The sequence below is a fragment of the Streptomyces sp. NPDC008125 genome, from assembly GCF_042957125.1.
GTDB lineage: Bacteria > Actinomycetota > Actinomycetes > Streptomycetales > Streptomycetaceae > Streptomyces.
The window spans coordinates 249,252-271,638 of sequence record NZ_JBIBHR010000009.1 but is presented as its reverse complement, the minus strand read 5'-3'; the positions used below and the strand labels follow the sequence as shown (position 1 = coordinate 271,638).

Here is a 22,387-nt window from a genome sequence, read left to right as displayed (position 1 = left end):
ATGAGTGTTCCTCCCGCCGACTCGCTGCCGATTCCGCCGCCCTGGCCGTGCTGTGGTCACGGCGCACTTCCCGGGAACCCCGTCGGCTGCCGGGGGGTCCAGGTCACCGGCCACACCGCGTGCCTCGCTCACCTCGCCCCCGCCGAGCGTTCCGCCCATCTGGCCGGCCTTGCCCCCGGCGCCGCCGTCGATCACCGTGGCACCCGGTTCGCCGACTGGCTCCTGAGGGAACTCCTCGACGTCCTCACCGAACCCGGTACCGAGGCTCCCCGCATCGGCACAGCCCTGTTCGACGGCGCGACGTTCCTGGGTGACGCCAGGTTCCTGGACACGACGTTCGAGGGAACCACCAGTTTCGAGAGAGCGACCTTCGAGGGAGTGGCGAGATTCGACAGGGCGACATTCAAGGGGCGGGGCGGGTTCGAGGAGGCGAGGTTCCGGGACCACGCCACCTTCATGGGAGCGAGGTTCGAGGAGGAAGCCGAGTTCCGTCGTGCGACGTTCTCCGACGATGCCGAGTTCGGGCGGGTGGCGTTCGGGCGCAACGCCTGGTTCCACACGACGACCTTCTCGGGTTATGCCGGATTCACGGACGCGGCTTTCGCGGGTCTCGCGGCGTTCCTGGGCGCGACCTTCGCGGGCGACGTGTTGTTCCACGGGGCGACCTGCTGGGAACTCGCCTCGTTCAGGCGGACCACCTTTCGGCACCGGGCGGGGTTCGAGGCGGCGTCCTTCGGGACGGTCGACTTCGCCGAGGCCGTCTTCACCACCGCCGCGGTGGTCGGACCACTGGTGTGTACCGGCGGGGTGGTGCTGTCCGGAGCGGTCTTCGCCGCCCCGGTGACCCTCTCCATGGCCGCGAGGAACCTGGAGTGCCGGCGTACGCGCTGGGCGTCCACGGCCGAGCTACGTCTGCGCTACGCCTCCGTCGACTTCGCCGACGCGGTCTTCGAATACCCCCTGACGATCGCGGCGGAAGCCGAGCCCTTCGTCTTCACGGACGGTCAGGTGGTGGAGGAACACACCCTCACCGGCGCACCCGACGCCGCGGTGCGGCTGACGTCGTTGCGGGGTGTGGACGCGGCGCACCTGGTTCTCGCGGGCGTCAACCTGGCGGACTGCGTGCTCACCGGGGCCGTGCATCTGGATCAGGTCCGGCTGGAGGGCGCCTGTAGCTTCGGCGACGTGCCGTCCGGCACGAACTGGCGGCACGGGCTACCTGTGCGCTTCACCCGCCGCCGCACTCTTGCCGAGGAGCGCTCGTGGCGTGCCCGTCAGCCTCGTGCGGCCCCTGGGTGGGGAACGGAGATGCCGGGCGCGCGGAAGGTGGGGCCGGAGCAGCTGGCACCGGTGTACCGGGCGCTGCGAAAGGCCTTCGAGGACGGCAAGAACGAGCCGGGAGCGGCGGACTTCTACTACGGCGAGATGGAGATGCGCCGCCACGACCGCACCGTTTCGACGCGCCCCGAGCGTGGGCTGCTGTACCTCTACTGGCTGCTCTCCGGGTACGGGCTGCGCGCGTCACGCGCACTGGGGTGGCTCGCCGTCGCCGTGTTTCTCACGATCTTCTTCCTGATGGGATTCGGTATCCCGGAAAACTCGGCGAAGCAGGAAGCGACGGGTACGGTCCCACCGGGCGGAGGCCGCGTCGTCTTCGAGATCGACAGGGAGGCCCCGCTGAATCCGACCGGTTCCAGGTACACCACCGAGCGGTTCGAGAAGGCGTTCAACGTGACCGCGAACTCGGTCGTCTTCCGCTCGTCCGGTCAGGACCTGACCACCGCCGGCATCTACATCGAGATGGGCTCCCGGCTGGCCGAGCCGGTCCTGCTCGGCCTTGCCGTCCTCGCCGTACGCAACCGCGTCAAGCGCTGACCGAGGCGCCGACGTCCCGCCGCTCCCGTCGTGACAGCACCGGCAGCCGTGCAGGCGCCTGCCGGTGACCGCCCGCTCAGCACTCGATGATGTTCACCGCGAGCCCGCCCCGGGCGGTCTCCTTGTACTTCACGGACATGTCCGCGCCGGTCTCCTTCATGGTCTTGATGACCTTGTCCAGGGAGACCTTGTGGGTGCCGTCGCCGCGCAGGGCCATCTTCGCGGCGGTGACGGCCTTGACGGCCGCCATGCCGTTCCGCTCGATGCAGGGGATCTGGACGAGGCCGCCGACCGGGTCGCAGGTGAGGCCGAGGTTGTGTTCCATGCCGATCTCGGCGGCGTTCTCGACCTGCTCGGGGGAGCCGCCGAGGACCTCGGCAAGCGCGCCGGCGGCCATGGAGCAGGCGGAGCCGACCTCACCCTGGCAGCCGACCTCGGCACCGGAGATCGAGGCGTTCTCCTTGAAGAGCATGCCGATCGCGCCCGCCGCGAGGAGGAAGCGGACGACGCTGTCGTCCTTCTCCTCGGGGGTGGCGCCGCCGGCCGCGAAGTTCATGTAGTAGTGCAGGACCGCGGGGATGATGCCGGCCGCACCGTTGGTGGGAGCGGTGACGACCCGGCCGCCGGCGGCGTTCTCCTCGTTGACCGCCATGGCGTAGAGGGTGATCCACTCCATCGCATGGGTCTGCGGGTCGCCCTCGGCGCGCAGCTGGCGGGCGGAGTTCGCGGCGCGGCGGCGGACCTTGAGGCCACCGGGGAGGATGCCCTCGCGGGACATGCCCCGGCCGACGCACGCCTGCATGACCCGCCAGATCTCCAGCAGGCCGGTACGGATCTCCTCCTCGGTGCGCCATTCCTTCTCGTTCTCCAGCATCAGCGAGGAGATCGAGAGTCCGGTCTCCCGGGCCAGGCGGAGCAGCTCGTCGCCGGTGCGGAAGGGGTGGGCGAGGACGGTGTCGTCGGGGATGATCCGGTCGGCGCCGACCGCGTCCTCGTCGACGACGAACCCGCCGCCCACCGAGTAGTACGTCTTCTCCAGCAGCAGCGCGCCGGTCTCGTCGTACGCGTGGATGGACATGCCGTTGGCGTGGTACGGGAGCGCCTTGCGGCGGTGCAGGACCAGGTGCTCGTCCGCGTCGAACGGGATCTCGTGGGCGCCCAGCAGGCTGATGCGGCCGGTGGTGCGGATCTGCTCGACCCGGGCGTCGGCGGACTCGACGTCCACGGTCCGGGGGGACTCGCCCTCCAGGCCGAGGAGGACCGCCTTCGGCGTGCCGTGGCCGTGGCCGGTCGCGCCCAGGGAGCCGTACAGCTCGGCGCGTATCGAGGCGGTCGGCGCGAGCAGGCCCTCGTTCTTCAGCCGGCGCGCGAACATCCGCGCCGCCCGCATCGGGCCCACCGTGTGGGAGCTGGACGGTCCGATGCCGATCGAGAACAGGTCGAAGACCGAAATGGCCACGGGGAGACTCCTAGCTGGGCGGACGCCGTTGTCCACCGGCGAAACGAAAAGTGGGGTGGGGGGAGCAGAGGGGAGCGGGGGAGGTGCCCCGTACGGAACGCGGCGGGGCACCGCGCTCACCTTCCAGTGTGCGCGATGCCCCGCCCGACCTGCGAAGAATGCCCGTGAACGGGCGGTCGCTACTTGCCCAGGCCGGAGTACAGCGGGAACTTCTCGGCCAGCGCGGCGACGCGGGCCTTCAGGTCCTCGGCGTCGAACGCGGGCTTCAGGGCCGAGGCGATGATCTCCGCCACCTCGGTGAAGTCCTCGGCCTGGAAGCCGCGGGTCGCCAGGGCCGGCGTACCGATGCGCAGGCCGGAGGTGACCATCGGCGGGCGCGGGTCGTTCGGGATGGCGTTCCGGTTGACCGTGATGCCGATCCCGTGGAGCCGGTCCTCGGCCTGCTGACCGTCCAGCTCGGAATTGCGCAGGTCCACCAGGACCAGGTGCACGTCGGTGCCGCCGGAGAGGACGGAGACGCCCACCTCGGTGACGTCCGGCTGGACCAGGCGCTCGGCGAGGATGCGGGCACCGTCCAGCGTGCGCTGCTGGCGCTCCTTGAACTCCTCGGAGGCCGCGACCTTGAACGACACGGCCTTGGCCGCGATCACGTGCTCCAGCGGACCGCCCTGCTGGCCCGGGAAGACCGCCGAGTTGATCTTCTTGGCGAGCTCCTGGGTGGAGAGGATCACGCCACCGCGCGGACCGCCGAGCGTCTTGTGCGTGGTGGTCGTGACGACGTGGGCGTGCGGCACCGGGTTGGGGTGCAGGCCCGCGGCGACCAGGCCCGCGAAGTGCGCCATGTCGACCATCAGGTACGCGCCGACCTCGTCCGCGATGCGGCGGAAGGCGGCGAAGTCGAGCTGGCGGGGGTAGGCGGACCAGCCGGCCACGATCAGCTTCGGCTGGGACTCCTTGGCGAGGCGCTCCACCTCGTCCATGTCCACGGTGCCGTTCTCACCGACGTGGTACGGGACCACGTTGTAGAGCTTGCCGGAGAAGTTGATCTTCATGCCGTGGGTCAGGTGACCGCCGTGGGCCAGGTTCAGACCCATGATCGTGTCGCCCGGCTTGAGCAGCGCGAACATCGCAGCGGCGTTCGCCTGCGCACCGGAGTGCGGCTGGACGTTCGCGGCCTCGGCGCCGAAGAGCGCCTTGATGCGGTCGATCGCGATCTGCTCGACCACGTCGACGTGCTCGCAGCCACCGTAGTAGCGGCGGCCCGGGTAGCCCTCGGCGTACTTGTTGGTGAGGACGGAGCCCTGCGCCTCCATGACGGCGACCGGAGCGAAGTTCTCCGAGGCGATCATTTCGAGGGTGGACTGCTGGCGGTGGAGCTCGGCGTCGACAGCGGCGGCGACGTCCGGGTCCAGCTCGTGGAGGGAGGAGTTGAGAAGCGACATCAGGCGGTCCCTTGGGTCTCAGTTGCCGGAGAACTCGGTGTATTCGTCGGCGGTGAGCAGATCCCCCGGCTCCTCCGCGACGCGAACCCTGAACAGCCAGCCACCCTCGAAGGGGGCGGAGTTCACCAGGGACGGGTCGTCCACCACGTCCTGGTTCGCCGCGGTGACCTCGCCGGTGACCGGCGAGTACAGGTCGCTGACGGACTTGGTCGACTCCAGTTCGCCGCAGGTCTCGCCCGCGGTCACCGTGGAGCCGACCTCCGGAAGCTGGGCGTACACGACGTCACCGAGCGCGTTGGCCGCGTACTCGGTGATGCCGACGGTCGCCACGCCGTCCTCGACGGCCGACAGCCACTCGTGCTCCTTGCTGTACCGCAGCTGCTGGGGGTTGCTCATGACCTGAATTCTCCTGTACGCGGGTGGGTGCTGATGAACGATGGTCTTACGGGATGAGACGCGACTGCGTCACGTTCGGCCCGACGGGCGGGGCGTGGGCGGGGCGTGGGGGCGGGGCGTGGGCGGGCGCGACGGGCCCCGACGCCTACTTCCGACGCTTGTAGAAGGGCAGGGCCACGACCTCGTACGGCTCGTGGGTGCCCCGGATGTCGACGCCGACACCCTCGGTGCCGGGCGCGGCGAACGCCGCGTCCACGTACGCCATGGCGATCGGCTTGCCCAGCGTCGGGGAGGGGGCGCCGGAGGTGACCTCGCCGATCACCTTGGCGCCGGTCCCGCCCACGGCGACGACGGGGTAACCGGCACGCGGCACCCGGCGGCCCTCGGCGACCAGGCCGACGAGCTTGCGGGGCGGGGCGGTCCCGGCGCGCTCGGCGGCTGCGGTGAGCGCCTCGCGGCCCACGAAGTCGCCCTCCTTCTCGAACTTCACGACCCGGCCGAGGCCCGCGTCGAACGGGGTCAGCGCGGTGGTCAGCTCGTGCCCGTACAACGGCATGCCCGCCTCCAGGCGCAGCGTGTCGCGGCAGGAGAGCCCGCACGGGATCAGGCCGTGCGGGGCACCGGCCTCGGTGAGCGCCTGCCAGAGGGCCTCGGCGTGCTCGGGGGCGACGAAGAGCTCGAAGCCGTCCTCCCCGGTGTAGCCGGTACGGGCGATGAGCGCGGGCACCCCGGCGACCGTGCCGGGCAGGCCCGCGTAGTACTTCAGCCCGTCCAGGTCGGCGTCGGTGACGGCCTTCAGGACGGCGGGGGACGCGGGGCCCTGGACGGCGATCAGCGCGTAGGCGTCGCGGTCGTCGCGGACCTCGGCGTCGAAGCCCGCGACCCGCTCGGTCAGGGTGTCCAGGACGAGCTGGGCGTTGCCCGCGTTGGCGACCACGAGGTACTCGTCCTCGGCCAGGCGGTAGACGATGAGGTCGTCCAGAATGCCGCCGTCCTCGCGGACGATCATCGTGTAGCGGGCCCGGCCGACGCCGACCGTGCCGATGTCGCCGACGAGCGCGTGGTTCAGGAAGCGGACGGCCTCGGGGCCGGTGACGGCGATCTCGCCCATGTGGGAGAGGTCGAAGAGCCCGGCGCGGGTGCGCACCGCGTTGTGCTCGTCACGCTCGCTGGCGTACCGCAGCGGCATGTCCCAGCCGGCGAAGTCGGTCATGGTCGCGCCCAGCGAGCGATGCAGCGCATCGAGGGCGGTCGTACGGGGGGCGGTGCTCATGAGGTGGCTCCCAGGGCGCGCAGGGCATGACGACGAGGACGGTCCCTCCCCATCTGTCATCGGAACCTGAGAGGTTCGCCGAGAGGCCCCTGACGGGTCGGCTTGCACCTTGGGTGGAGCCGGTGACCGGCTCGCTTTTCAGATCTGCCTCATCCACGCGGTACGGGGCCTGAGAGATTCAAGGGAGGAACTTGCTCCTTCGGCGCCCGGCACACACGGTGGCCGGGACTCTCCCGCGTGGATTCAAACGGCCGGTATGCAGTTGCGCGCACATCATCGCACGCACGGCGGGCAGCCCCGGCGCCCGGTACCCCCGCCCCTGCCGCCGCCCGGCCTCCCGTCCGGGAGACTTGCCGCGCATTACCTTTTCTTTACACTTTGTGGGCAGGTGCTGGGGTGACTCGACAGGGGGAATGCCGATGTCGTTGCGACCGTACGCGGGGGTGGTGCGGTGGGGGGTCGCGGTGCGGCAGGCACCGCCCGCCGCCGAGAAGGAGCCGCCGGCCGTGCGCGACCTGCGCGGTGGGGCCGGGGACGGACCGCGGCGGCTGGAATTCGCCCCCGGGGACCTCGTCGTCGTCTCCGGCCTGCCCGGCAGCGGCAAGTCCACCCTGATCCGGCGTGCGGTCACCACCCGCGCCATCGACTCCCAGGACACCCGGGACCGCTTCACGGCGGCCCTGCCCCGCTTACTCCCGTACGCCCTCTACCGCCCGCTGGTCCGCGCAGCCCATTACTACGGGCTGCTCCGGGCGCTCCGCTCCGGCGAGGCGGTCGTCGTCCACGACTGCGGGACCCAGACCTGGGTCCGCCGCTGGCTGGCCCGCCACGCGGTGCGCCGGGGCCGCACCCTCCACCTGGTGCTGCTCGACGTGACCCCCGAGACGGCCCGGGCGGGCCAGCGCGAACGCGGACGCGGCGTCTCCGGCTACGCCTTCGCCCGGCACCGGCGCGCGGTCGGCCGGCTGCTGCGCGACACGGAGCGCGGTCTGCTGCCCCCGGGCTGCGCCTCCGCCGTGCTGCTGGACCGCCCGGCGGCGGGGGCGCTGCGGGCCATCGCCTTCCCGCGCCCGCCCGTCGGCGGCGCCCCGTCGCCGCCGGTTCCGGCGTCGGTGCCGGTGCCGGGACGCCGACGCCCGTCGGCGGTTACTGTTTCTGCCGCAGGACACGGTCGAGTAGAGGACACAGAGGCAGTGGACATCCCGGCACAGATGCCGCCCCAGCAGCTCCAGGGGTGGCCGGCGAACGAGCTCGAAGAAGTACTCAGCGCCTCACTGGGCGTCCCCGAGGCGACCGGCCGGCTCGTCGAGGTGCTCGGCCGCAGCCAGGTCTGGATTCCGCTGCCCAACGGCGGCAGTCCCGCCAGTGCCGACCTCGACCTGCCGACGATCGAACTCGACGGCGCCGCCTTCGTCCCCGTCTTCAGCTCCGAGGCGCAGTTCCTCGGCTGTGCCGGCACCCACCTCTCCTTCGCCGTCGCGCCGGCCCGCGAATTCGCGCGCGGACTGCCCCCGCAGCTCGGCATCGCCGTGAACCCGGGCGGGGCGGTCGGGCTCCCGCTGCCCCCCGCCGCCGTCGCCGAGCTCTGCCGCACCGGGAACACCCCGCTGGACGGACCGGCCGGCGGCGGCCGGGTGCGGCTGTGGGAGCCGGACTGGAAGGAGGAGCCGGTCGACTTCCTCGCCGCCGTCTCCGCGGAGTTCCGGCAGACCGGCCTGGTCGCCACCGCCCGGCGGGCCCTGGCCAGCATCGAGGGCGGCGACCCCGTCCTCTTCATCGGTGTCACCGGATTCCAGGCGTCGATGTGGGACGAGACGACGCGGAGCGTTCCCCTGGAGGCGCTGGGCCGCGCGCTCGGCCGCGTACAGGTGCCGTGGCCCGTCAACCTCGTCCTGCTCGACGTGGCCCAGGACCCGGTCGGCGACTGGATGGTGGAGAAGGTGCGGCCGTTCTTCCAGTGAGTCGTCCTTGAGTGAGTCGTCCTTCCGGCTGAGCCGCTCCGCCGGTGAACCGCTCCGCCGGTGAACCGCTCCGCCGGTGAACCGATTTCCCCGTGAGTCTCCCCGTGCGCCGTTCACCGGCGGGCCGTTCTCCCCGTGAGCCGTTCATCCTGGAGGGCGGAGAGCGGCCGTGCCGTACGGGCCGGCCGCCCTTCTCCGGAGGCGGGCCGCGGGCCCGCCGTTGTCCGTCATGTCAGGTGGTGGCGTCAAGTCGGTGTCAGTAAGGGCGCATAAGCTGGTTTGATGGCGAGGTCGCTCCCGCACGCCCGGGGGCGTCCGCGCGACACGGTGAATCGACGAGGGGCGGGACCCAGGGTGAGTGCGTCAGGCACGGCGGCGGCCGGGCAGGTCGAACACATGCTGCGCCAGGTGACCCCGGGGCGCTTCGACACGTACGAGGAGCTGTTGAAGGCTCTTTCGGACGGCCAGGTCTGGATGCTGCTCTGGCACGGCACGGCCGGCTCCCCGGACGCCCAGTACGGCAACATCGGGGTGGACGGCCTCGGTTACGCCCCTTGCGTCACCTCTCCCCAGGAGCTCGCCGCCAGCGGCTGGAACCGCGCCCACGAGGTGATCACCGGCCGGGAGATCGCCCGCTCGCTCTTCCCCGACCACTGGGGAATCTGGCTCAATCCGCACACCCCCGGTGGCGGCGTCGGCATCCCCTGGCTGGACCTGCGCCGGATCGCCACCGGGCTCGACCGGCTTCCCGCAGGCCCGCTCACCCTCTCCGAACCCGCCGTCGAGATCCCGCAGTTCTACGCGCTGCTGTCCCAGAACGCGCACCGCACCCCGGCGATCCGCTCGCTGCGCCGCGCCTGGGTGCAGCCCGCGCTCGGCGCCCCCTACCTCGCCATCGGACTCGACCTCTACGACACCGGACGGGCCGCCGTGGAGTCGGCCCGCGCCATGATGGGGCAGACGATCGGCGCCGTCCCGGACGGGCTCCCCGTCTCCACGGTCGCGATGTCCGACGACTACGACCCGGTCGCGATGTGGCTGCGGGCCAACGCCCGTCCGTTCTACGACCGGGAGGCGCACGCGGCTCCCGCGCAGGCGCCGGTCACCGGCGGCTACGGATACCCGCAGCGCGGGGCCTACTGAGCGGGACGTCCCGCGTGGGGCAGACCTGAGCCGGGCGTCCTGAGCGGGGCTTCCTGAGCGGCACTTCCTGAATAGGGCTTCGTGAGCGGGACGTACGGGGCCGGACGGGCCGAGCCGCACGTACCGGGCCCCGGTTCCTGGGCGATGTGACGCCCCGACGGCTCCCGGGCCGGGAAGAAACCCTCCTGTGTGCGTCCGCCCTTCGCTGTCCTTCCGCCGCCCTTGCGCTGTCTCTCCGTCACCCTTCCGGCGAGGCGGAGGAATGACCCCTTTTTCTTCCGGTCACGCCGACCGACCGTCATGTCCGCTTGGCGGTTTCCGGGTGGTGAACACCGAACTCGTCTCCCTGTGCACCCATTTGTGCGTCGAGCGCCTACCGTTCGCGGGGTGTAACCCGGTGTTCGGATAACGGTAGACCCAGGACCGCATCACGGTTGCGCATACTTTCCCCGTCAGCTCTGGCGACTGATCGCGTACACGCTGAAGACTCCCGTGTCAGGCATGGGGTCGCCGATTCCGTGAGCGAGTACGCATCGAAGTTCAGCTGCTCAGCGGGGTCGCGTCATCTGCGGTCACTGGGCAATCTCATAGGCAAGGCGAGCCGTCGACAGCGGCATCGCAAAGGCCGGTGACCACCGGCTGGAAGGGTCAGGGCGCTGTGACCGCACCGATCGAGACCACCGGGGCGGCTGCCGGGGCGCAGCCGGAGGCTGTGCTCGACGAGGGCATCAAGTCCAAGGAGATCGAAGGGCGTTCGCTCGGACGGATCGCCTGGATCCGCTTCAAACGGGACAAGATCGCCGTTGTCGGTGGTGTCGTCGTCGTGCTGCTGATCGCGATCGCCGCCCTGTCCCGGCCGCTCCAGTCCCTGCTGGGACTCGATCCGAACGCCTTCCACCAGGACCTGATCGACAGCAGCACCTCGCTGCCGACGGGCGGCTTCGGCGGCATGAGCCTCGATCATCCGCTGGGCGTGGAGCCGAAGTTCGGACGCGACATCCTCGCCCGCATCCTGGAAGGGTCCTGGGTGTCCCTGGTGGTCGCGTTCGGCGCCACCGTGCTCTCGAACGTCATCGGCACCATCCTCGGTGTGGTGGCCGGGTACTACGGCGGGCGGGTCGACTCCGTCATCAGCCGCCTGATGGACACCTTCCTCGCCTTCCCCCTCCTGCTGTTCGCCATCGCCATCTCCGCGACGCTGCAGGGCGGTGCCTTCGGGCTCGACGGGCTGCCGCTCCACATCAGCGTGCTGATCTTCGTCATCGGCTTCTTCAACTGGCCCTACCTGGGGCGGATCGTCCGGGGGCAGACGCTGGCCCTGCGCGAACGCGAGTTCGTGGACGCGTCCCGCGGCATGGGGGCCGGCGGCCCCTACATCCTCTTCCGGGAGCTGCTGCCCAACCTGGTCGGCCCGATCATCGTCTACTCGACGCTGCTCATCCCGACCAACATCATTTTCGAGGCTTCGCTCAGCTTCCTGGGCGTCGGCATCCAGCCGCCCCAGGCGTCGTGGGGCGGCATGCTCAACCAGGCGGTCGACTACTTCCAGATCGATCCCCAGTACATGGTCGTGCCGGGCCTTGCCATCTTCGTCACCGTGCTCGCGTTCAACCTGCTCGGTGACGGTCTCCGCGACGCTCTCGACCCGCGCAGCCGCTGACTCCGTCCGCGGAGAGAGCTCCACAAGTTTCCGACAATGGAGGGGATTCCGACCATCATGCGAAGGTCATCACTTGCCGCTGTTGCGGCCCTGGGCAGCGTGACCCTGCTGCTCGCCGGCTGCAGCAAGGCAGACGACGGAAAGAGCGACGGCGGGATCAAGTCCGCCGGCGCGGACGCCGCGACGAAGGATGTCGTCAACGCCTCCACCGCGAAGGGTGGCACGGTCACCTACGCGATGTCGGACGTCCCGGACTCGTTCGACCCGGGCAACACCTACTACGCGTACATGTACAACTTCAGCCGGCTGTACGCCCGCCCGCTGATGACCTTCAAGCCGGACGCCGGCGAGAAGGGCAACACGCTCGTCCCCGACCTCGCTTCCGAGCCGGGCACCCAGAGCGACGGCGGCAAGACCTGGACGTACAAGCTGCGTGCCGGCGTCACGTACGAGGACGGGTCGCCGATCACGTCCAAGGACGTCAAGTACGCCGTCGAGCGCTCGAACTTCGCGCGTGACGTCCTCTCGCTGGGCCCCAACTACTTCCAGCAGTTCCTCGAGGGCGGCGACAAGTACACGGGTCCGTACAAGGACAAGAGCGCCGAGGGCCTCAAGTCCATCGAGACGCCGGACGACACCACGATCGTCTTCCACCTGAACCAGGCCTTCCAGGAGTTCGACTACCTGGTCGCCACCCCGCAGACGGCCCCGGTCCCGCAGGCCAAGGACACCGGCGTCGACTACGTCAAGAAGATCGTGTCCTCGGGCTCGTACAAGTTCCAGAGCTACACCGAGGGCAAGCAGGCCGTCCTGGTGCGCAACGAGAACTGGGACCCCAAGACCGACCCGCTGCGCAAGCAGTACCCGGACAAGATCGTCGTCAACCTGAAGGTCAACCAGTCGACGATCGACCAGGACCTCCAGTCCGGCGACACGCTGATCGACCTCCAGGGCAAGGGCGTCGAGACCCAGACGCAGGCGCAGCTGGTCAGCGACCCGAAGAAGAAGGCGAACACCGACAACACCTACGGTGGCCGCCTGGTCTACGCGGCGATCAACACCAAGGTGAAGCCGTTCGACAACGTCGAGTGCCGCAAGGCCGTGCAGTACGCCATCGACAAGGTCTCCGTGCAGACCGCCGAGGGCGGCAGCATCCGCGGTGACGTCGCCAGCACCGTCCTCCCGCCGGACATCACCGGTTACGAGAAGGCGGACGCGTACGCGACCGACGGCAACAAGGGCGACGAGGCCAAGGCCAAGGAGCACCTGAAGGCCTGCGGCCAGGACAAGATCACGACCAGCATCACCGCGCGCAGCGACCGTCAGGAAGAGGTCGACGCGGCCACGGCGATCATCGCGTCGCTGAAGAAGGTCGGCATCGACGCCTCCCTGAAGCAGTACCCGTCGGGCAAGTACTTCACCGACTACGCGGGCGTCCCCGCGTTCAACCTGAAGAACAACGTCGGCATCATCATGATGCAGTGGGGCGCCGACTGGCCGTCCGGCTACGGCTTCCTGCAGCAGATCCTGAACAGCAAGGCGATCGGCGAGTCCGGCAACACCAACCTCTCGCAGTTCGAGAACAAGACGGTCGACGCGAAGCTGGCCCAGGCCATCGCCACGCCCGACGTCGCCGAGCGCAACAAGCTGTACGCGGAGGTCGACCAGACCACCATGGACGAGGCGGTCCTCGTTCCGCTGACCTACTTCAAGGTCCTGCTGTACCGCTCGCCGTACGCCACCAACCTGGTGTCCACCTCGGCCTTCAGCGGTGAGTACGACTACCTCAACATCGGCACGACCAAGAAGTAGCAGCCCCGGAAGGCAGGTGAAGGCATTGGTTGCCGCAGGCCGAAAGGCCTGCGGCAACCGGCGCCGATCCCCGTGATCTCGTACATCCTCCGCCGGACGGTCGCGGCAGTGATCCTGCTGCTGGTCGTCACGGCGGTCACCTTTGGCATCTTCTTCCTGCTGCCCCGGCTCGCCGGCCAGACCCCCGACCAGCTGGCGCAGCAGTACATCGGCAAGAGTCCCACGGCCGCGGACATCGCGGCGGTCAAGCACAACCTCGGTCTGGACCAGCCCGTCTACCTCCAGTACTGGCACTTCATCAAGGGGATCGTCAGCGGCGCCACCTACGACCTCGGCCCCACCACGGCGCACTGTGACGCGCCGTGCTTCGGCTACTCCTTCAAGAACCACATCGAGGTCTGGCCGGAGCTCACCTCGCGCCTTCCGGTGACGCTCTCGCTCGCCGCGGGCGCCGCGGTGATCTGGCTGGCCTCCGGCGTCACGGTCGGAGTGATCTCCGCGCTCAAGCCGGGCTCGTTCTTCGACCGCACCTTCATGGGTGTCGCCCTCGCGGGTGTCTCGCTGCCCATGTTCTTCACCGGCCAGCTGGCGCTGCTGCTCTTCACCTACCAGTGGCCGATCTTCGGCCGGACGTACGTCCCGATCACCGAGAACCCGGCGCAGTGGGCCAACACACTGATTCCCGCCTGGTGTTCACTGGCGCTCCTGTACTCCGCCGTCTACGCGCGGCTCACCCGCTCGGGGATGCTGGAGACGATGAACGAGGACTTCATCCGCACGGCCCGCTCCAAGGGCCTGCCCGAGCGCACGGTGGTCGCCCGGCACGGCCTGCGCGCCGCGCTCACGCCGATCATCACCGTCTTCGGCATGGACCTCGGCCTGCTCCTCGGCGGCGCGCTGATCACCGAGCGGGTGTTCTCCCTGCACGGCATCGGCGAGTACGCGGTGCAGGCGATCACCGACAACGACCTGCCGCCGGTCCTCGGCGTCACCCTGATCGCCGCGTTCTTCGTCGTGCTCTGCAATCTCCTGGTGGACCTTCTCTACGCCGCCGCCGACCCGCGGGTGAGGCTCTCGTGACCGAACTGTCCAAGACCGGCGCAGCAGTGGGCGACCCGGTTCCCGCGGCCGGATCGGCGGCACCGACCGCCTTCCTCGAAGTGCGCGACCTCAAGGTGCACTTCCCGACCGACGACGGCCTCGTCAAGTCCGTCGACGGGCTCAGCTTCCGCCTGGAGAAGGGCCAGACCCTCTCCATCGTGGGCGAGTCCGGCTCCGGCAAGTCCGTGACCTCCCTGGCGATCATGGGCCTGCACCGGCTCGGCGCCCGGGGCAAGAACGTACGGATGAGCGGCGAGATCTGGCTGGACGGCAAGGAGCTGATCGGCGCCGCGCCCGACGAGGTCCGGCGGCTGCGCGGTCGCGACATGGCGATGATCTTCCAGGACCCGCTGTCCGCGATGCACCCGTACTACACGGTCGGCAACCAGATCGTGGAGGCGTACCGCGTCCACAACGACGTGACCAGGAAGGCCGCGCGCAAGCGGGCCGTCGAGCTGCTGGACCGGGTGGGCATCCCCGAGCCGGCCCAGCGCGTCGACAGCTACCCGCACGAGTTCTCCGGCGGCATGCGCCAGCGCGCGATGATCGCGATGGCGCTCGCCAACAACCCGCAACTGCTCATCGCCGACGAGCCCACCACCGCGCTCGACGTCACCGTGCAGGCGCAGATCCTCGACCTCATCCGGGATCTGCAGAAGGAGTTCGACTCCGCGGTCGTCCTCATCACGCACGACCTCGGCGTGGTCGCCGAGATCGCCGACCAGGTCCTCGTGATGTACGGCGGCCGGTGCGTGGAGCGCGGACCCGTGGACGCGATCTTCTCCCAGCCCCAGCACCCGTACACCTGGGGTCTGCTCGGTTCGATGCCCCGCATCGACCGGGAGCAGACCGAGCGTCTCGTCCCCGTCAAGGGCCAGCCGCCGAGCCTCATCAACGTCCCGTCGGGCTGCGCCTTCCACCCGCGCTGCCCGTACGCGGACATCCCCAAGGGCGGCATCACCCGTACCGAGCGCCCCGACCTGCAGGTGGTCGGCAGCGGGCACTTCTCCGCCTGCCACCTCCCGACGGAGGACCGCACGCGGATCTGGACCGAAGAGATTGCGCCGAAGCTGTGAGTGAGACGACGAACACGGACACGGCCGGGGCCGGGCTGCCGCGGCAGGCGAAGGCGGCCGAGGACCGGGAGGTGCTGCTGAAGGTCGAAGGGCTGGTCAAGCACTTCCCGATCAAGAAGGGCATCCTGCAGCGGCAGGTGGCCGCGGTGAAGGCCGTCGACGGTCTCGACTTCGAGGTCCGCAAGGGGGAGACCCTGGGCGTCGTCGGCGAGTCCGGCTGCGGCAAGTCGACCATGGGCCGGGTGATCACCAAGCTGATCGAGCCGACCGGCGGGAGAATCGAGTTCGAGGGCCGTGACATCACGGATCTGAAGACCGGCGCGATGCGGCCGCTGCGCCGCGACATCCAGATGATCTTCCAGGACCCGTACGGCTCCCTCAACCCCCGCCACACCATCGGCTCCATCGTCTCGGCACCGTTCAGGCTCCAGGGCGTGACGCCCGAGGGCGGGGTGAAGAAGAAGGTCCAGGACCTCCTGCAACTGGTGGGCCTGAGCCCCGAGCACTTCAACCGCTACCCGCACGAGTTCTCCGGAGGCCAGCGCCAGCGCATCGGGATCGCCCGCGCGCTCGCGCTCAACCCGAAGCTCGTGGTGGCGGACGAGCCGGTCTCGGCGCTCGACGTGTCGATCCAGGCGCAGGTCGTCAACCTCCTCGACGATCTGCAGAACGAGCTGGGTCTCACCTACGTGATCATCGCCCACGACCTCTCGGTGGTCCGGCACGTCTCGGACCGGATCGCGGTCATGTACCTCGGCAAGATCGTGGAGCTGGCCGACCGCGACTCGCTCTACAAGACGCCGATGCACCCCTACACCAAGGCGCTGCTCTCCGCGGTGCCGGTACCGGATCCGAAGCGCCGGGCGGCCAGGAGCGAGCGCATCCTGCTCAAGGGCGACGTGCCCTCGCCGATCTCGCCGCCGAGCGGCTGCCGTTTCCACACCCGCTGCTGGAAGGCGACGGAGGCGTGCACCACGCTGGAACCGCCGCTGGTCACGCTGAAGACCGGGCACCAGGTCGCCTGCCACCACCCGGAGAACGCGCCCGACCGGATTCCGGGCGAGACCGTGCTGGCGACGGCGCGGGACGCGGTGGAGATCGTGGCCCCGAAGCGGGCACAGGACCCGGACCCGGAACCGGCCGGGACCGCGGCCGAGGTGCCCGGGGACTCCGGGAACGCGGCCGGGCCGCAGGTCCCGGGCGCCACCGAGGACACGGGGGACGGCCCGAAGGAGTAGCACCGGCACAATTGGCCGGTGCTCACCGAACTGTTCACGCCCTCCGTCCAGCACGCGCTCGATGTCGTCGGGATCTTCTTCTTCGCGATCTCCGGCGCTCTGCTCGCCGTACGCAAGAACTTCGATGTCTTCGGCATCGCCGTTCTCGCCGAGGTGACCGCGCTGGGCGGAGGGCTCTTCCGTGACGTGATCATCGGAGCGGTGCCGCCGGCCGCCTTCACCGACCTCGGCTACTTCCTCACCCCGCTGATCGCGGCCGTCCTGGTCTTCTTCCTCCACCCGCACGTCGAACGCATCCAGGTCGGCGTCAACGTCTTCGACGCCGCGGGGCTCGGCCTCTTCGCCGTGAGCGGCACGATCAAGGCGTACGACTACGGGCTAGGCCTGACCGCCGCCGTCGCACTCGGCCTCGCCACCGCGGTCGGCGGGGGTGTCCTGCGGGACGTGCTGGCCAACGAGGTGCCCTCGCTGCTGCGCTGGGACCGGGACCTGTACGCGGTACCCGCCCTCGTGGGAGCCTCCATGGTCGCGCTCTGCATCCAGTTCCACGCCCTGAACGGCTGGTCCACCGGCTGCGCCGTCGTCACGGGGTTCGCCCTGCGGCTGCTGGCGATGCGGTTCCACTGGCGGGCGCCGCGCGCGTACAACCGCCGTTCGGCGAGCGGCGAGGAGGGGGCGGCGGCCACCTGAGGCCACCCGGGAAGGGCCGGCCGCCCGCGTGGGGGAGCGCTCGCGGGACGCAAAAGCTACCGCTCAGTAATCTGCCGGTGTAGCGTGCTGGCATGGCACAGGCAGCAGCGCACCCGGCGCCGACCGGGCAGACGACCTCGCGACCGGCGACCTCTGGACCGGCCACCCTCGCACGGGCGGCCGTCGGGGAGAGCGAGTTCGACCGGGACACCGCGGTCGTCCGGCGCGAGGAAGGCGTCTACGACGCGGAGCTCTCCGCGGGCTGGACCATCATCCACGCGGTCAACGGCGGCTATCTGCTGGCCCTCCTCGGCCGCGTCCTCGGCGACGCGCTGCCGCACCCCGATCCGTTCTCGGTCACCGCGCACTACCTCACCGCCTCCGTGCCCGGTCCCGCCGTCATCCGTACCGAGGTCGTCCGTGCCGGACGCACCCTCTCCACCGGCCAGGCGACCCTCTACCAGTACGCCGAGGACGGCAGCGAGGTCGCCCGCATCCGTGTGCTCGCCACCTACGGCGACCTCGACGCCGTCACCGACGAGGTCCGCACCACCGCCCTGCCGCCGGCGATCCCGCCGCTCGACCAGTGCCTCGGCACCGAGGCGGGCGGCGACGTGATCCCCGGCAGCTCCGCCATCACCGAGCGGCTGGACATCCGGCTCGACCCCGCGACGGTCGGCTGGGCCCTCGGCAAGCCGTCCGGCAAGGGCGAGATGCGCGGCTGGTTCGGCCTGGCCGACGGCCGCGACCCGGACCCGCTCTCGGTGCTGCTCGCCGTCGACGCGCTGCCGCCGACCTCGTTCGAGCTGGGCCTCAAGGGGTGGACCCCCACCGTCGAACTCACCGTCCACGTCCGGTGCCGCCCGGCCCCCGGCCCGCTGCGCGTCGCCATCACCACCCGCAACCTCGCGGGCGGCTTCCTGGAGGAGGACGCCGAGGTCTGGGACAGCGCGGACCGGCTCGTCGCCCAGTCCCGCCAGCTCGCCCGGGCGCCGCGGGGCTGAGCGCGGCCCCCGCCCGTAGCGCCGCCCCGACCCGCTCCCCGATCCCGCTTCCCGACCCGTCCGGTGGACCGCCGGACGGGTCCTGTGCTGTCCGGGCCCCGGCCCCGGCTCCCCGGACGCGGCCTTCCGCCGGACCGGCGCCCGGGGGAGCGGCGTTCGCCGGCACGGGCCCTGACGTGCCGTTTGCTCCCGACGGCTCCCGGGTACCCGGACTCAGCGCCGAGCGGCGGTGCAGTGACGCCGGACCCCAGGAAGGCAACGCCCCATGAGTCACACCGACGGAACGGGTCTCGGGACCATCACCACCAAGGTCCCGGCCCGCCTGGACCGACTGCCCTGGTCACGATGGCACTGGATGATCGTGATCGGCCTCGGGACGGTCTGGATCCTGGACGGTCTGGAAGTGACCGTCGTCGGGAACATCGCCAGCCGCCTCTCCGAGGACGGCAGCGGACTGCCGATCACCGACGCCCAGGTCACCGGGCTCGCGGCAGCCCTCTACGTCGCCGGGGCGTGCTCGGGCGCCCTCTTCTTCGGCTGGCTCACCGACCGCTTCGGCCGCAAGAAGCTGTTCCTGGTCACCCTCGCGGTCTACCTCGCCGCCACCGCGCTGACCGCCGTCTCCTTCTCCGTCTGGTGGTTCTTCCTCTTCCGCTTCCTCACCGGCTTCGGCATCGGCGGCGAGTACGCGGCCATCAACTCCGCCATCGACGAGCTGATCCCGAGCAAGTACCGGGGTCGCGTCGACCTGATCATCAACGGCAGCTACTGGCTGGGCGCGATGGGCGGCGCGCTGCTCTCCGTGCTCGCGCTGAACACCGACATCTTCCCGAAGAACATCGGCTGGCGGCTCACCTTCGCCCTCGGCGTGGTCCTCGGCCTGGTCATCCTGCTGGTCCGCCGGCACGTGCCCGAGAGCCCCCGGTGGATGTTCATCCACGGGCACTCCGAAGGCGCCGAACGCATCGTCGACGAGGCGGAGAAGGCGATCGAGGAGGAGAAGGGCCGTCCGCTCCCCGAGGCGGAGACCGCGATCACCATCGAACAGCGGCGCAGCATCGGCTTCGTGGAGATCGCCCGCACCCTCTTCCGCGACTACCCGAAGCGGGCGACGCTCGGCTTCTCGCTCTTCATCGGCCAGGCGTTCCTGTACAACGCCATCACCTTCGGGTTCGGCTCGATCCTGGTGAAGTTCTTCGACGTCTCCAGCGGGACGACCGGGTACTTCTTCGCCGTCATCGCCTTCGGCAACTTCCTCGGCCCGCTGCTGCTCGGCCGGCTCTTCGACACCTGGGGCCGGCGGCCGATGATCGCGGGAACCTACATCCTCTCCGGCGCGCTGCTCTTCGGCACCGCCGGGCTGTTCGGCGCCGGGGTGCTCACCGCCACCACCATGACCATCTGCTGGTGCGTGGTGCTGTTCTTCGCCTCGGCCGGGGCGAGTTCGGCCTACCTGACGGTCAGCGAGATCTTCCCGATGGAGACCCGGGCGATGGCGATCGCCTTCTTCTACGCCATCGGTACGGCCGCGGGCGGCATCTCCGGGCCCCTGATCTTCTCCGGGCTCACCGCGAGCGGGGTCGTGGGGGACGCGGTCATCGCGTTCTGCATCGGGGCGGGGCTCATGGTGGCCGCCGGGCTGGTCGCGGTGTTCTTCGCGGTGCCCGCCGAGCGCAAGTCGCTGGAGGACATCGCCACTCCGCTCTCGGCGAGTGAAGCACCCTGACACCTGCGGACACGGCTCGCCCGGGATCAGGCGCTGTCCGGTGCGTCGGCCTCGGACACCAGCTCGGCCGCCGGCGGCAGTGGTGCGTGCCGGGGGCCGGCCGCGAGCGCCTGGATCGCCAAGGCCGCGAAGCGCCGGGAGGCCGCGACCCGGGTGCCGGCCGATCTCGTGTGGATCCCCTTGTTGGCCATGAGGAAGAGGACGAGGTCGTCCAGGACGAAGTCGGACCGCAGGCGCCCCGCCTCCTTGGCCCGCCGGGCCAGTCCGGCGACCGCCTTCACCGTGTACGCGCGGCCCGCGACGTCCGGCGCCCCTGGGAAGGCCGACAGGAAGGCATCGCCGAAACCCCGGTCCCGCGCGTGCAGCTCACAGATCCTCTCAATCACCAGGCAGAGTCCACGCCACGGATCGGGGTCGGCGCACCCCTCGTCGACGATGGCACGGCACGCGTGCAACTGGTCCGCGAAGGCCTCGGTGGCCAGCGCCTGCTTGGTCGGGAAATGGCGGTACAGGGTGGCGGGTCCGACCCCCGCGCGCCGCGCGATCTCCCGCAACGGCACGTCCAGGCCGTCGGCCGAGAACAGCGCCCGGGCGGCGTCGAGGACGCGCTCGCGGTTGTCCCGCGCGTCGGAACGCCGGGTGTGAGGCAAACGGTCGGCCATGCTCTCACTTTAGCCAAACGGACGGGGGCGTCCGTTAGCGTCGGCCCGAGAACAGGGGTCGGTACAGGAGCAGGGGAGACGGCGTTGAAGGCCATTGTGATCCAGAGGTTCGGAGCCCCGGAGGGACTGGCCTTGGTCGACCTGCCGGCTCCCGTGCCCGGTGCCGGACAGGTGGTGATCGCCACCGAGGCCGTGGGCGTGGGCGGAGTCGACACGGTGATCCGGAGCGGAGCTCTGGCCGCCTACGGCTTCACGGAGGGCCACGTCCCGGGCGGCGAGGTGGCGGGCACCGTGACCGCGGTCGGCGACGGCGTCGACGCCTCGTGGACCGGCGAGCGGGTGTGGGCCTCCACCGGCACCGGCGGCGGCTACGCCGAGCAGGCGCTCGCGCCGGTCGGGGAGATCGTCCCCCTGCCCGCGGACCTGTCCCCGGTCGACGCGGTGACACTCGGCAGCGCCGGTGTGGTGGCCCGCTTCGGGCTCCGCCACGCCCGCTTCGCTCCCGGGGAGACCGTCCTGGTGCGGGGTGCGGCCGGCAGCATCGGGATCATGACGGTGCAACTCGCCGCGCGCGGCGGCGCCGCCGCGGTGGCGGTCACCACCTCCTCGTACGAACGGGGCGAGCGGTTGCGCCGTCTCGGCGCGACCCATGTGCTGGACCGCTCCGGCGAAGGAGGGGAAGAGGCTCCCGGAGGGTACGACGTCATCATCGACGTGGTGGCCGGCCAGGACATGCCGTCGTTCTTCGACCGGCTGAACCCGAACGGCCGCATGGTGGCCGTGGGCGCTGTCGCCGGCCGGCCACCGGCGGACTTCGGCACCAGGATCATGGCGGCGTTCCAGAAGTCGATGTCCTTCGGCGCCTTCAGCGCGGCCACGGTCACCGAAGCCGACCGGCGTGCCGCGCGGAGCGAGCAGTTCGCCGCGGCGGCCCGGGGCGAGATCGCGACGGTGGTGCACGAGGTGCTGCCGCTGGACGCCGCCGTGCAGGCGCACCGGAAGATGGACGCGGGCGAGGTCTTCGGCCGGATCGTGCTGACCCCGTAGCCGAAGGCATCCGGCATCAGGCGGGCGGATCGCCCCGTACCACGAGGCCGGTCGGGGCAGGCAGGAGCCCCGTCCGGAGCCCGCGGTCCCGGTTCACGCCTCTGGCCCGTGGCGGCCGGGAGCCGAATCGTCCAGCCAGTGGCGGCGCCCCAGGGTGATCAGCCGCAGGCGCCGCCCGGCCACCCGGACGACCTCCTCCTCGGTGCCGGGCGCCGCGTCCAGTAGAGCGGAGGCGGTGATCACCATGTGGTCGACATGGAGGCCGCCCAGCATCAGCAGATCCTCCCTGCTCCACCCTGCCGACTCCTCCCGTCCGGCCAGCGCGTCGGCCACCTCCCGCGCGAACAGGGCGAGCTGCTCCGCGATGGCCGCACGGACCCGGGTCACCCCGCCGTGCTGCTCACGGGCGATGAAGCGGAAGTGCGCGGGCCGTGCCGCCACATGGCCCGCGATCACCGCGACGCTCCGCTCCAGCCGTTCCTCGCTGTCCCCGGTGCCGGCCAGGACCGCGCCGATCATGCCGTGCAGGCTGCCGAGCGTCTGGTCGACCAGTGCCACTCCGAGCGCGGCCGTGTCCTCGAAGTGGCGGTAGAAGGCGGTGGGGGCGACTCCGGCCGCCCGGGTCACCTCGCGCAGCCCCAGGCTGCTCAGACTCTGGTGTTCCAGGAGCTGGAGGGCCGCGTCCAGCAGGGCCTGACGCGTCCTCAGCTTCTGGGCCTGGCGGGCTCCGGCGATGTGACTCATGCCATTCAGTAAACAACTGTTCTCCGAGTCGGGGAAGCGCGGGCGGGTTTAGACTGGGCGGTCAGTGAACAGTCGTAC

18 protein-coding genes, 1 pseudogene and 1 riboswitch are annotated in these 22,387 nt (G+C 70.5%); of the genes and pseudogenes, 13 read left to right on the top strand and 6 right to left on the bottom strand.

The features are described from left to right. Nucleotides 1–1,875, top strand: coding sequence for a pentapeptide repeat-containing protein (locus ACFZAX_RS17965; RefSeq protein ID WP_390962541.1), 1,875 nt, complete (start codon nt 1–3; stop codon nt 1,873–1,875). A gap of 76 nt (nt 1,876–1,951) precedes the next feature. Here ACFZAX_RS17965 and ACFZAX_RS17960 read toward each other — a convergent pair whose 3' ends face one another. The 4 genes from ACFZAX_RS17960 to gcvT all read right to left on the bottom strand — a co-directional run bounded on the left by ACFZAX_RS17960 (nt 1,952) and on the right by gcvT (nt 6,445). Continuing rightward, the gene (locus ACFZAX_RS17960) at nt 1,952–3,334 is read right to left on the bottom strand and encodes an L-serine ammonia-lyase (RefSeq protein ID WP_390962540.1); all 1,383 of its coding nucleotides are present in this window, start codon (nt 3,332–3,334) and stop codon (nt 1,952–1,954) included. A 179-nt stretch (nt 3,335–3,513) separates the two neighbouring features. Continuing rightward, complete coding sequence (gene glyA / locus ACFZAX_RS17955) at nt 3,514–4,776, bottom strand: serine hydroxymethyltransferase (RefSeq protein WP_390962539.1); 1,263 nt, start codon at nt 4,774–4,776, stop codon at nt 3,514–3,516. Between the two features lie 18 nt (nt 4,777–4,794). Next, on the bottom strand, nt 4,795–5,172 hold the full coding sequence (gcvH, locus tag ACFZAX_RS17950) for a glycine cleavage system protein GcvH (RefSeq protein WP_390962538.1): 378 nt from the start codon (nt 5,170–5,172) through the stop codon (nt 4,795–4,797). A 145-nt stretch (nt 5,173–5,317) separates the two neighbouring features. Beyond that, nucleotides 5,318–6,445 carry a glycine cleavage system aminomethyltransferase GcvT gene (gene gcvT, locus ACFZAX_RS17945; protein WP_390962536.1) on the bottom strand — a complete coding sequence of 376 codons (1,128 nt, stop codon included), beginning with the start codon at nt 6,443–6,445 and terminating at the stop codon, nt 5,318–5,320. A 148-nt stretch (nt 6,446–6,593) separates the two neighbouring features. Next, nucleotides 6,594–6,691: riboswitch (glycine riboswitch) on the bottom strand. 167 nt (nt 6,692–6,858) lie between these two features. On the opposite strand from gcvT, the pseudogene ACFZAX_RS17940 reads away from it, so the two are divergent. The 11 genes and pseudogenes from ACFZAX_RS17940 to ACFZAX_RS17890 all read left to right on the top strand — a co-directional run. Continuing rightward, nucleotides 6,859–7,353: pseudogene (locus tag ACFZAX_RS17940) on the top strand (AAA family ATPase); the annotation flags it as partial. A gap of 285 nt (nt 7,354–7,638) precedes the next feature. Next, nucleotides 7,639–8,406 carry an enhanced serine sensitivity protein SseB C-terminal domain-containing protein gene (locus ACFZAX_RS17935; RefSeq protein ID WP_390962613.1) on the top strand — a complete coding sequence of 256 codons (768 nt, stop codon included), beginning with the start codon at nt 7,639–7,641 and terminating at the stop codon, nt 8,404–8,406. A 354-nt stretch (nt 8,407–8,760) separates the two neighbouring features. After that, nucleotides 8,761–9,549, top strand: a complete 789-nt coding sequence (locus ACFZAX_RS17930; protein WP_390962534.1) for an enhanced serine sensitivity protein SseB C-terminal domain-containing protein — start codon at nt 8,761–8,763, stop codon at nt 9,547–9,549. A 658-nt stretch (nt 9,550–10,207) separates the two neighbouring features. After that, nucleotides 10,208–11,209: an ABC transporter permease subunit gene (locus ACFZAX_RS17925; protein WP_390962533.1), complete on the top strand. Its 1,002-nt coding sequence runs from the start codon at nt 10,208–10,210 to the stop codon at nt 11,207–11,209. 36 nt (nt 11,210–11,245) lie between these two features. After that, nucleotides 11,246–13,021, top strand: coding sequence for an ABC transporter substrate-binding protein (locus tag ACFZAX_RS17920; RefSeq protein WP_390962532.1), 1,776 nt, complete (start codon nt 11,246–11,248; stop codon nt 13,019–13,021). Nucleotides 13,022–13,093: 72 nt separating this feature from the next. Then, entirely contained in the window at nt 13,094–14,101 is a 1,008-nt protein-coding gene (locus tag ACFZAX_RS17915; RefSeq protein ID WP_390962531.1) for an ABC transporter permease subunit, read from the top strand. Next, nucleotides 14,098–15,198 (top strand): oligopeptide/dipeptide ABC transporter ATP-binding protein, encoded by a 1,101-nt coding sequence (locus ACFZAX_RS17910; RefSeq protein ID WP_390962530.1) that lies wholly within the window; start codon nt 14,098–14,100, stop codon nt 15,196–15,198. Before ACFZAX_RS17915 ends, ACFZAX_RS17910 begins: the two co-directional genes overlap by 4 nt. Next, a complete protein-coding gene (locus tag ACFZAX_RS17905) occupies nt 15,195–16,436 on the top strand; it encodes a dipeptide ABC transporter ATP-binding protein (RefSeq protein ID WP_390962529.1) in 1,242 nt (413 codons plus the stop codon). Before ACFZAX_RS17910 ends, ACFZAX_RS17905 begins: the two co-directional genes overlap by 4 nt. 18 nt (nt 16,437–16,454) lie before the next feature. Then, nucleotides 16,455–17,126, top strand: a complete 672-nt coding sequence (locus ACFZAX_RS17900; protein ID WP_390962527.1) for a TRIC cation channel family protein — start codon at nt 16,455–16,457, stop codon at nt 17,124–17,126. Nucleotides 17,127–17,218: 92 nt separating this feature from the next. Further along, nucleotides 17,219–18,130 (top strand): acyl-CoA thioesterase domain-containing protein, encoded by a 912-nt coding sequence (locus ACFZAX_RS17895; RefSeq protein ID WP_390962526.1) that lies wholly within the window; start codon nt 17,219–17,221, stop codon nt 18,128–18,130. Between the two features lie 265 nt (nt 18,131–18,395). Beyond that, the gene (locus ACFZAX_RS17890; protein WP_390962524.1) at nt 18,396–19,856 is read left to right on the top strand and encodes an MFS transporter; all 1,461 of its coding nucleotides are present in this window, start codon (nt 18,396–18,398) and stop codon (nt 19,854–19,856) included. A 26-nt stretch (nt 19,857–19,882) separates the two neighbouring features. Here ACFZAX_RS17890 and ACFZAX_RS17885 read toward each other — a convergent pair whose 3' ends face one another. Next, nucleotides 19,883–20,518 carry a TetR family transcriptional regulator gene (locus ACFZAX_RS17885; RefSeq protein ID WP_390962523.1) on the bottom strand — a complete coding sequence of 212 codons (636 nt, stop codon included), beginning with the start codon at nt 20,516–20,518 and terminating at the stop codon, nt 19,883–19,885. Between the two features lie 84 nt (nt 20,519–20,602). On the opposite strand from ACFZAX_RS17885, the gene ACFZAX_RS17880 reads away from it, so the two are divergent. Beyond that, nucleotides 20,603–21,565, top strand: a complete 963-nt coding sequence (locus tag ACFZAX_RS17880) for a zinc-binding dehydrogenase (RefSeq protein ID WP_390962522.1) — start codon at nt 20,603–20,605, stop codon at nt 21,563–21,565. A gap of 93 nt (nt 21,566–21,658) precedes the next feature. Here the strand turns inward: ACFZAX_RS17880 and ACFZAX_RS17875 are convergent, their stop codons facing one another. Beyond that, nucleotides 21,659–22,309, bottom strand: coding sequence for a TetR family transcriptional regulator (locus ACFZAX_RS17875; RefSeq protein WP_390962521.1), 651 nt, complete (start codon nt 22,307–22,309; stop codon nt 21,659–21,661). Nucleotides 22,310–22,387 lie beyond the last annotated feature (78 nt).

Coding starts and splice junctions, on each gene's coding strand:
- ACFZAX_RS17965 (WP_390962541.1), top strand. CDS start 1: ATGAGTGTTCCTCCCGCCGACTCGCTGCCGATTCCGCCGCCCTGGCCG.
- glyA (WP_390962539.1), bottom strand. CDS start 4,776: ATGTCGCTTCTCAACTCCTCCCTCCACGAGCTGGACCCGGACGTCGCC.
- gcvH (WP_390962538.1), bottom strand. CDS start 5,172: ATGAGCAACCCCCAGCAGCTGCGGTACAGCAAGGAGCACGAGTGGCTG.
- gcvT (WP_390962536.1), bottom strand. CDS start 6,445: ATGAGCACCGCCCCCCGTACGACCGCCCTCGATGCGCTGCATCGCTCG.
- ACFZAX_RS17920 (WP_390962532.1), top strand. CDS start 11,246: ATGGAGGGGATTCCGACCATCATGCGAAGGTCATCACTTGCCGCTGTT.
- ACFZAX_RS17895 (WP_390962526.1), top strand. CDS start 17,219: ATGGCACAGGCAGCAGCGCACCCGGCGCCGACCGGGCAGACGACCTCG.
- ACFZAX_RS17890 (WP_390962524.1), top strand. CDS start 18,396: ATGAGTCACACCGACGGAACGGGTCTCGGGACCATCACCACCAAGGTC.
- ACFZAX_RS17885 (WP_390962523.1), bottom strand. CDS start 20,518: ATGGCCGACCGTTTGCCTCACACCCGGCGTTCCGACGCGCGGGACAAC.
- ACFZAX_RS17875 (WP_390962521.1), bottom strand. CDS start 22,309: ATGAGTCACATCGCCGGAGCCCGCCAGGCCCAGAAGCTGAGGACGCGT.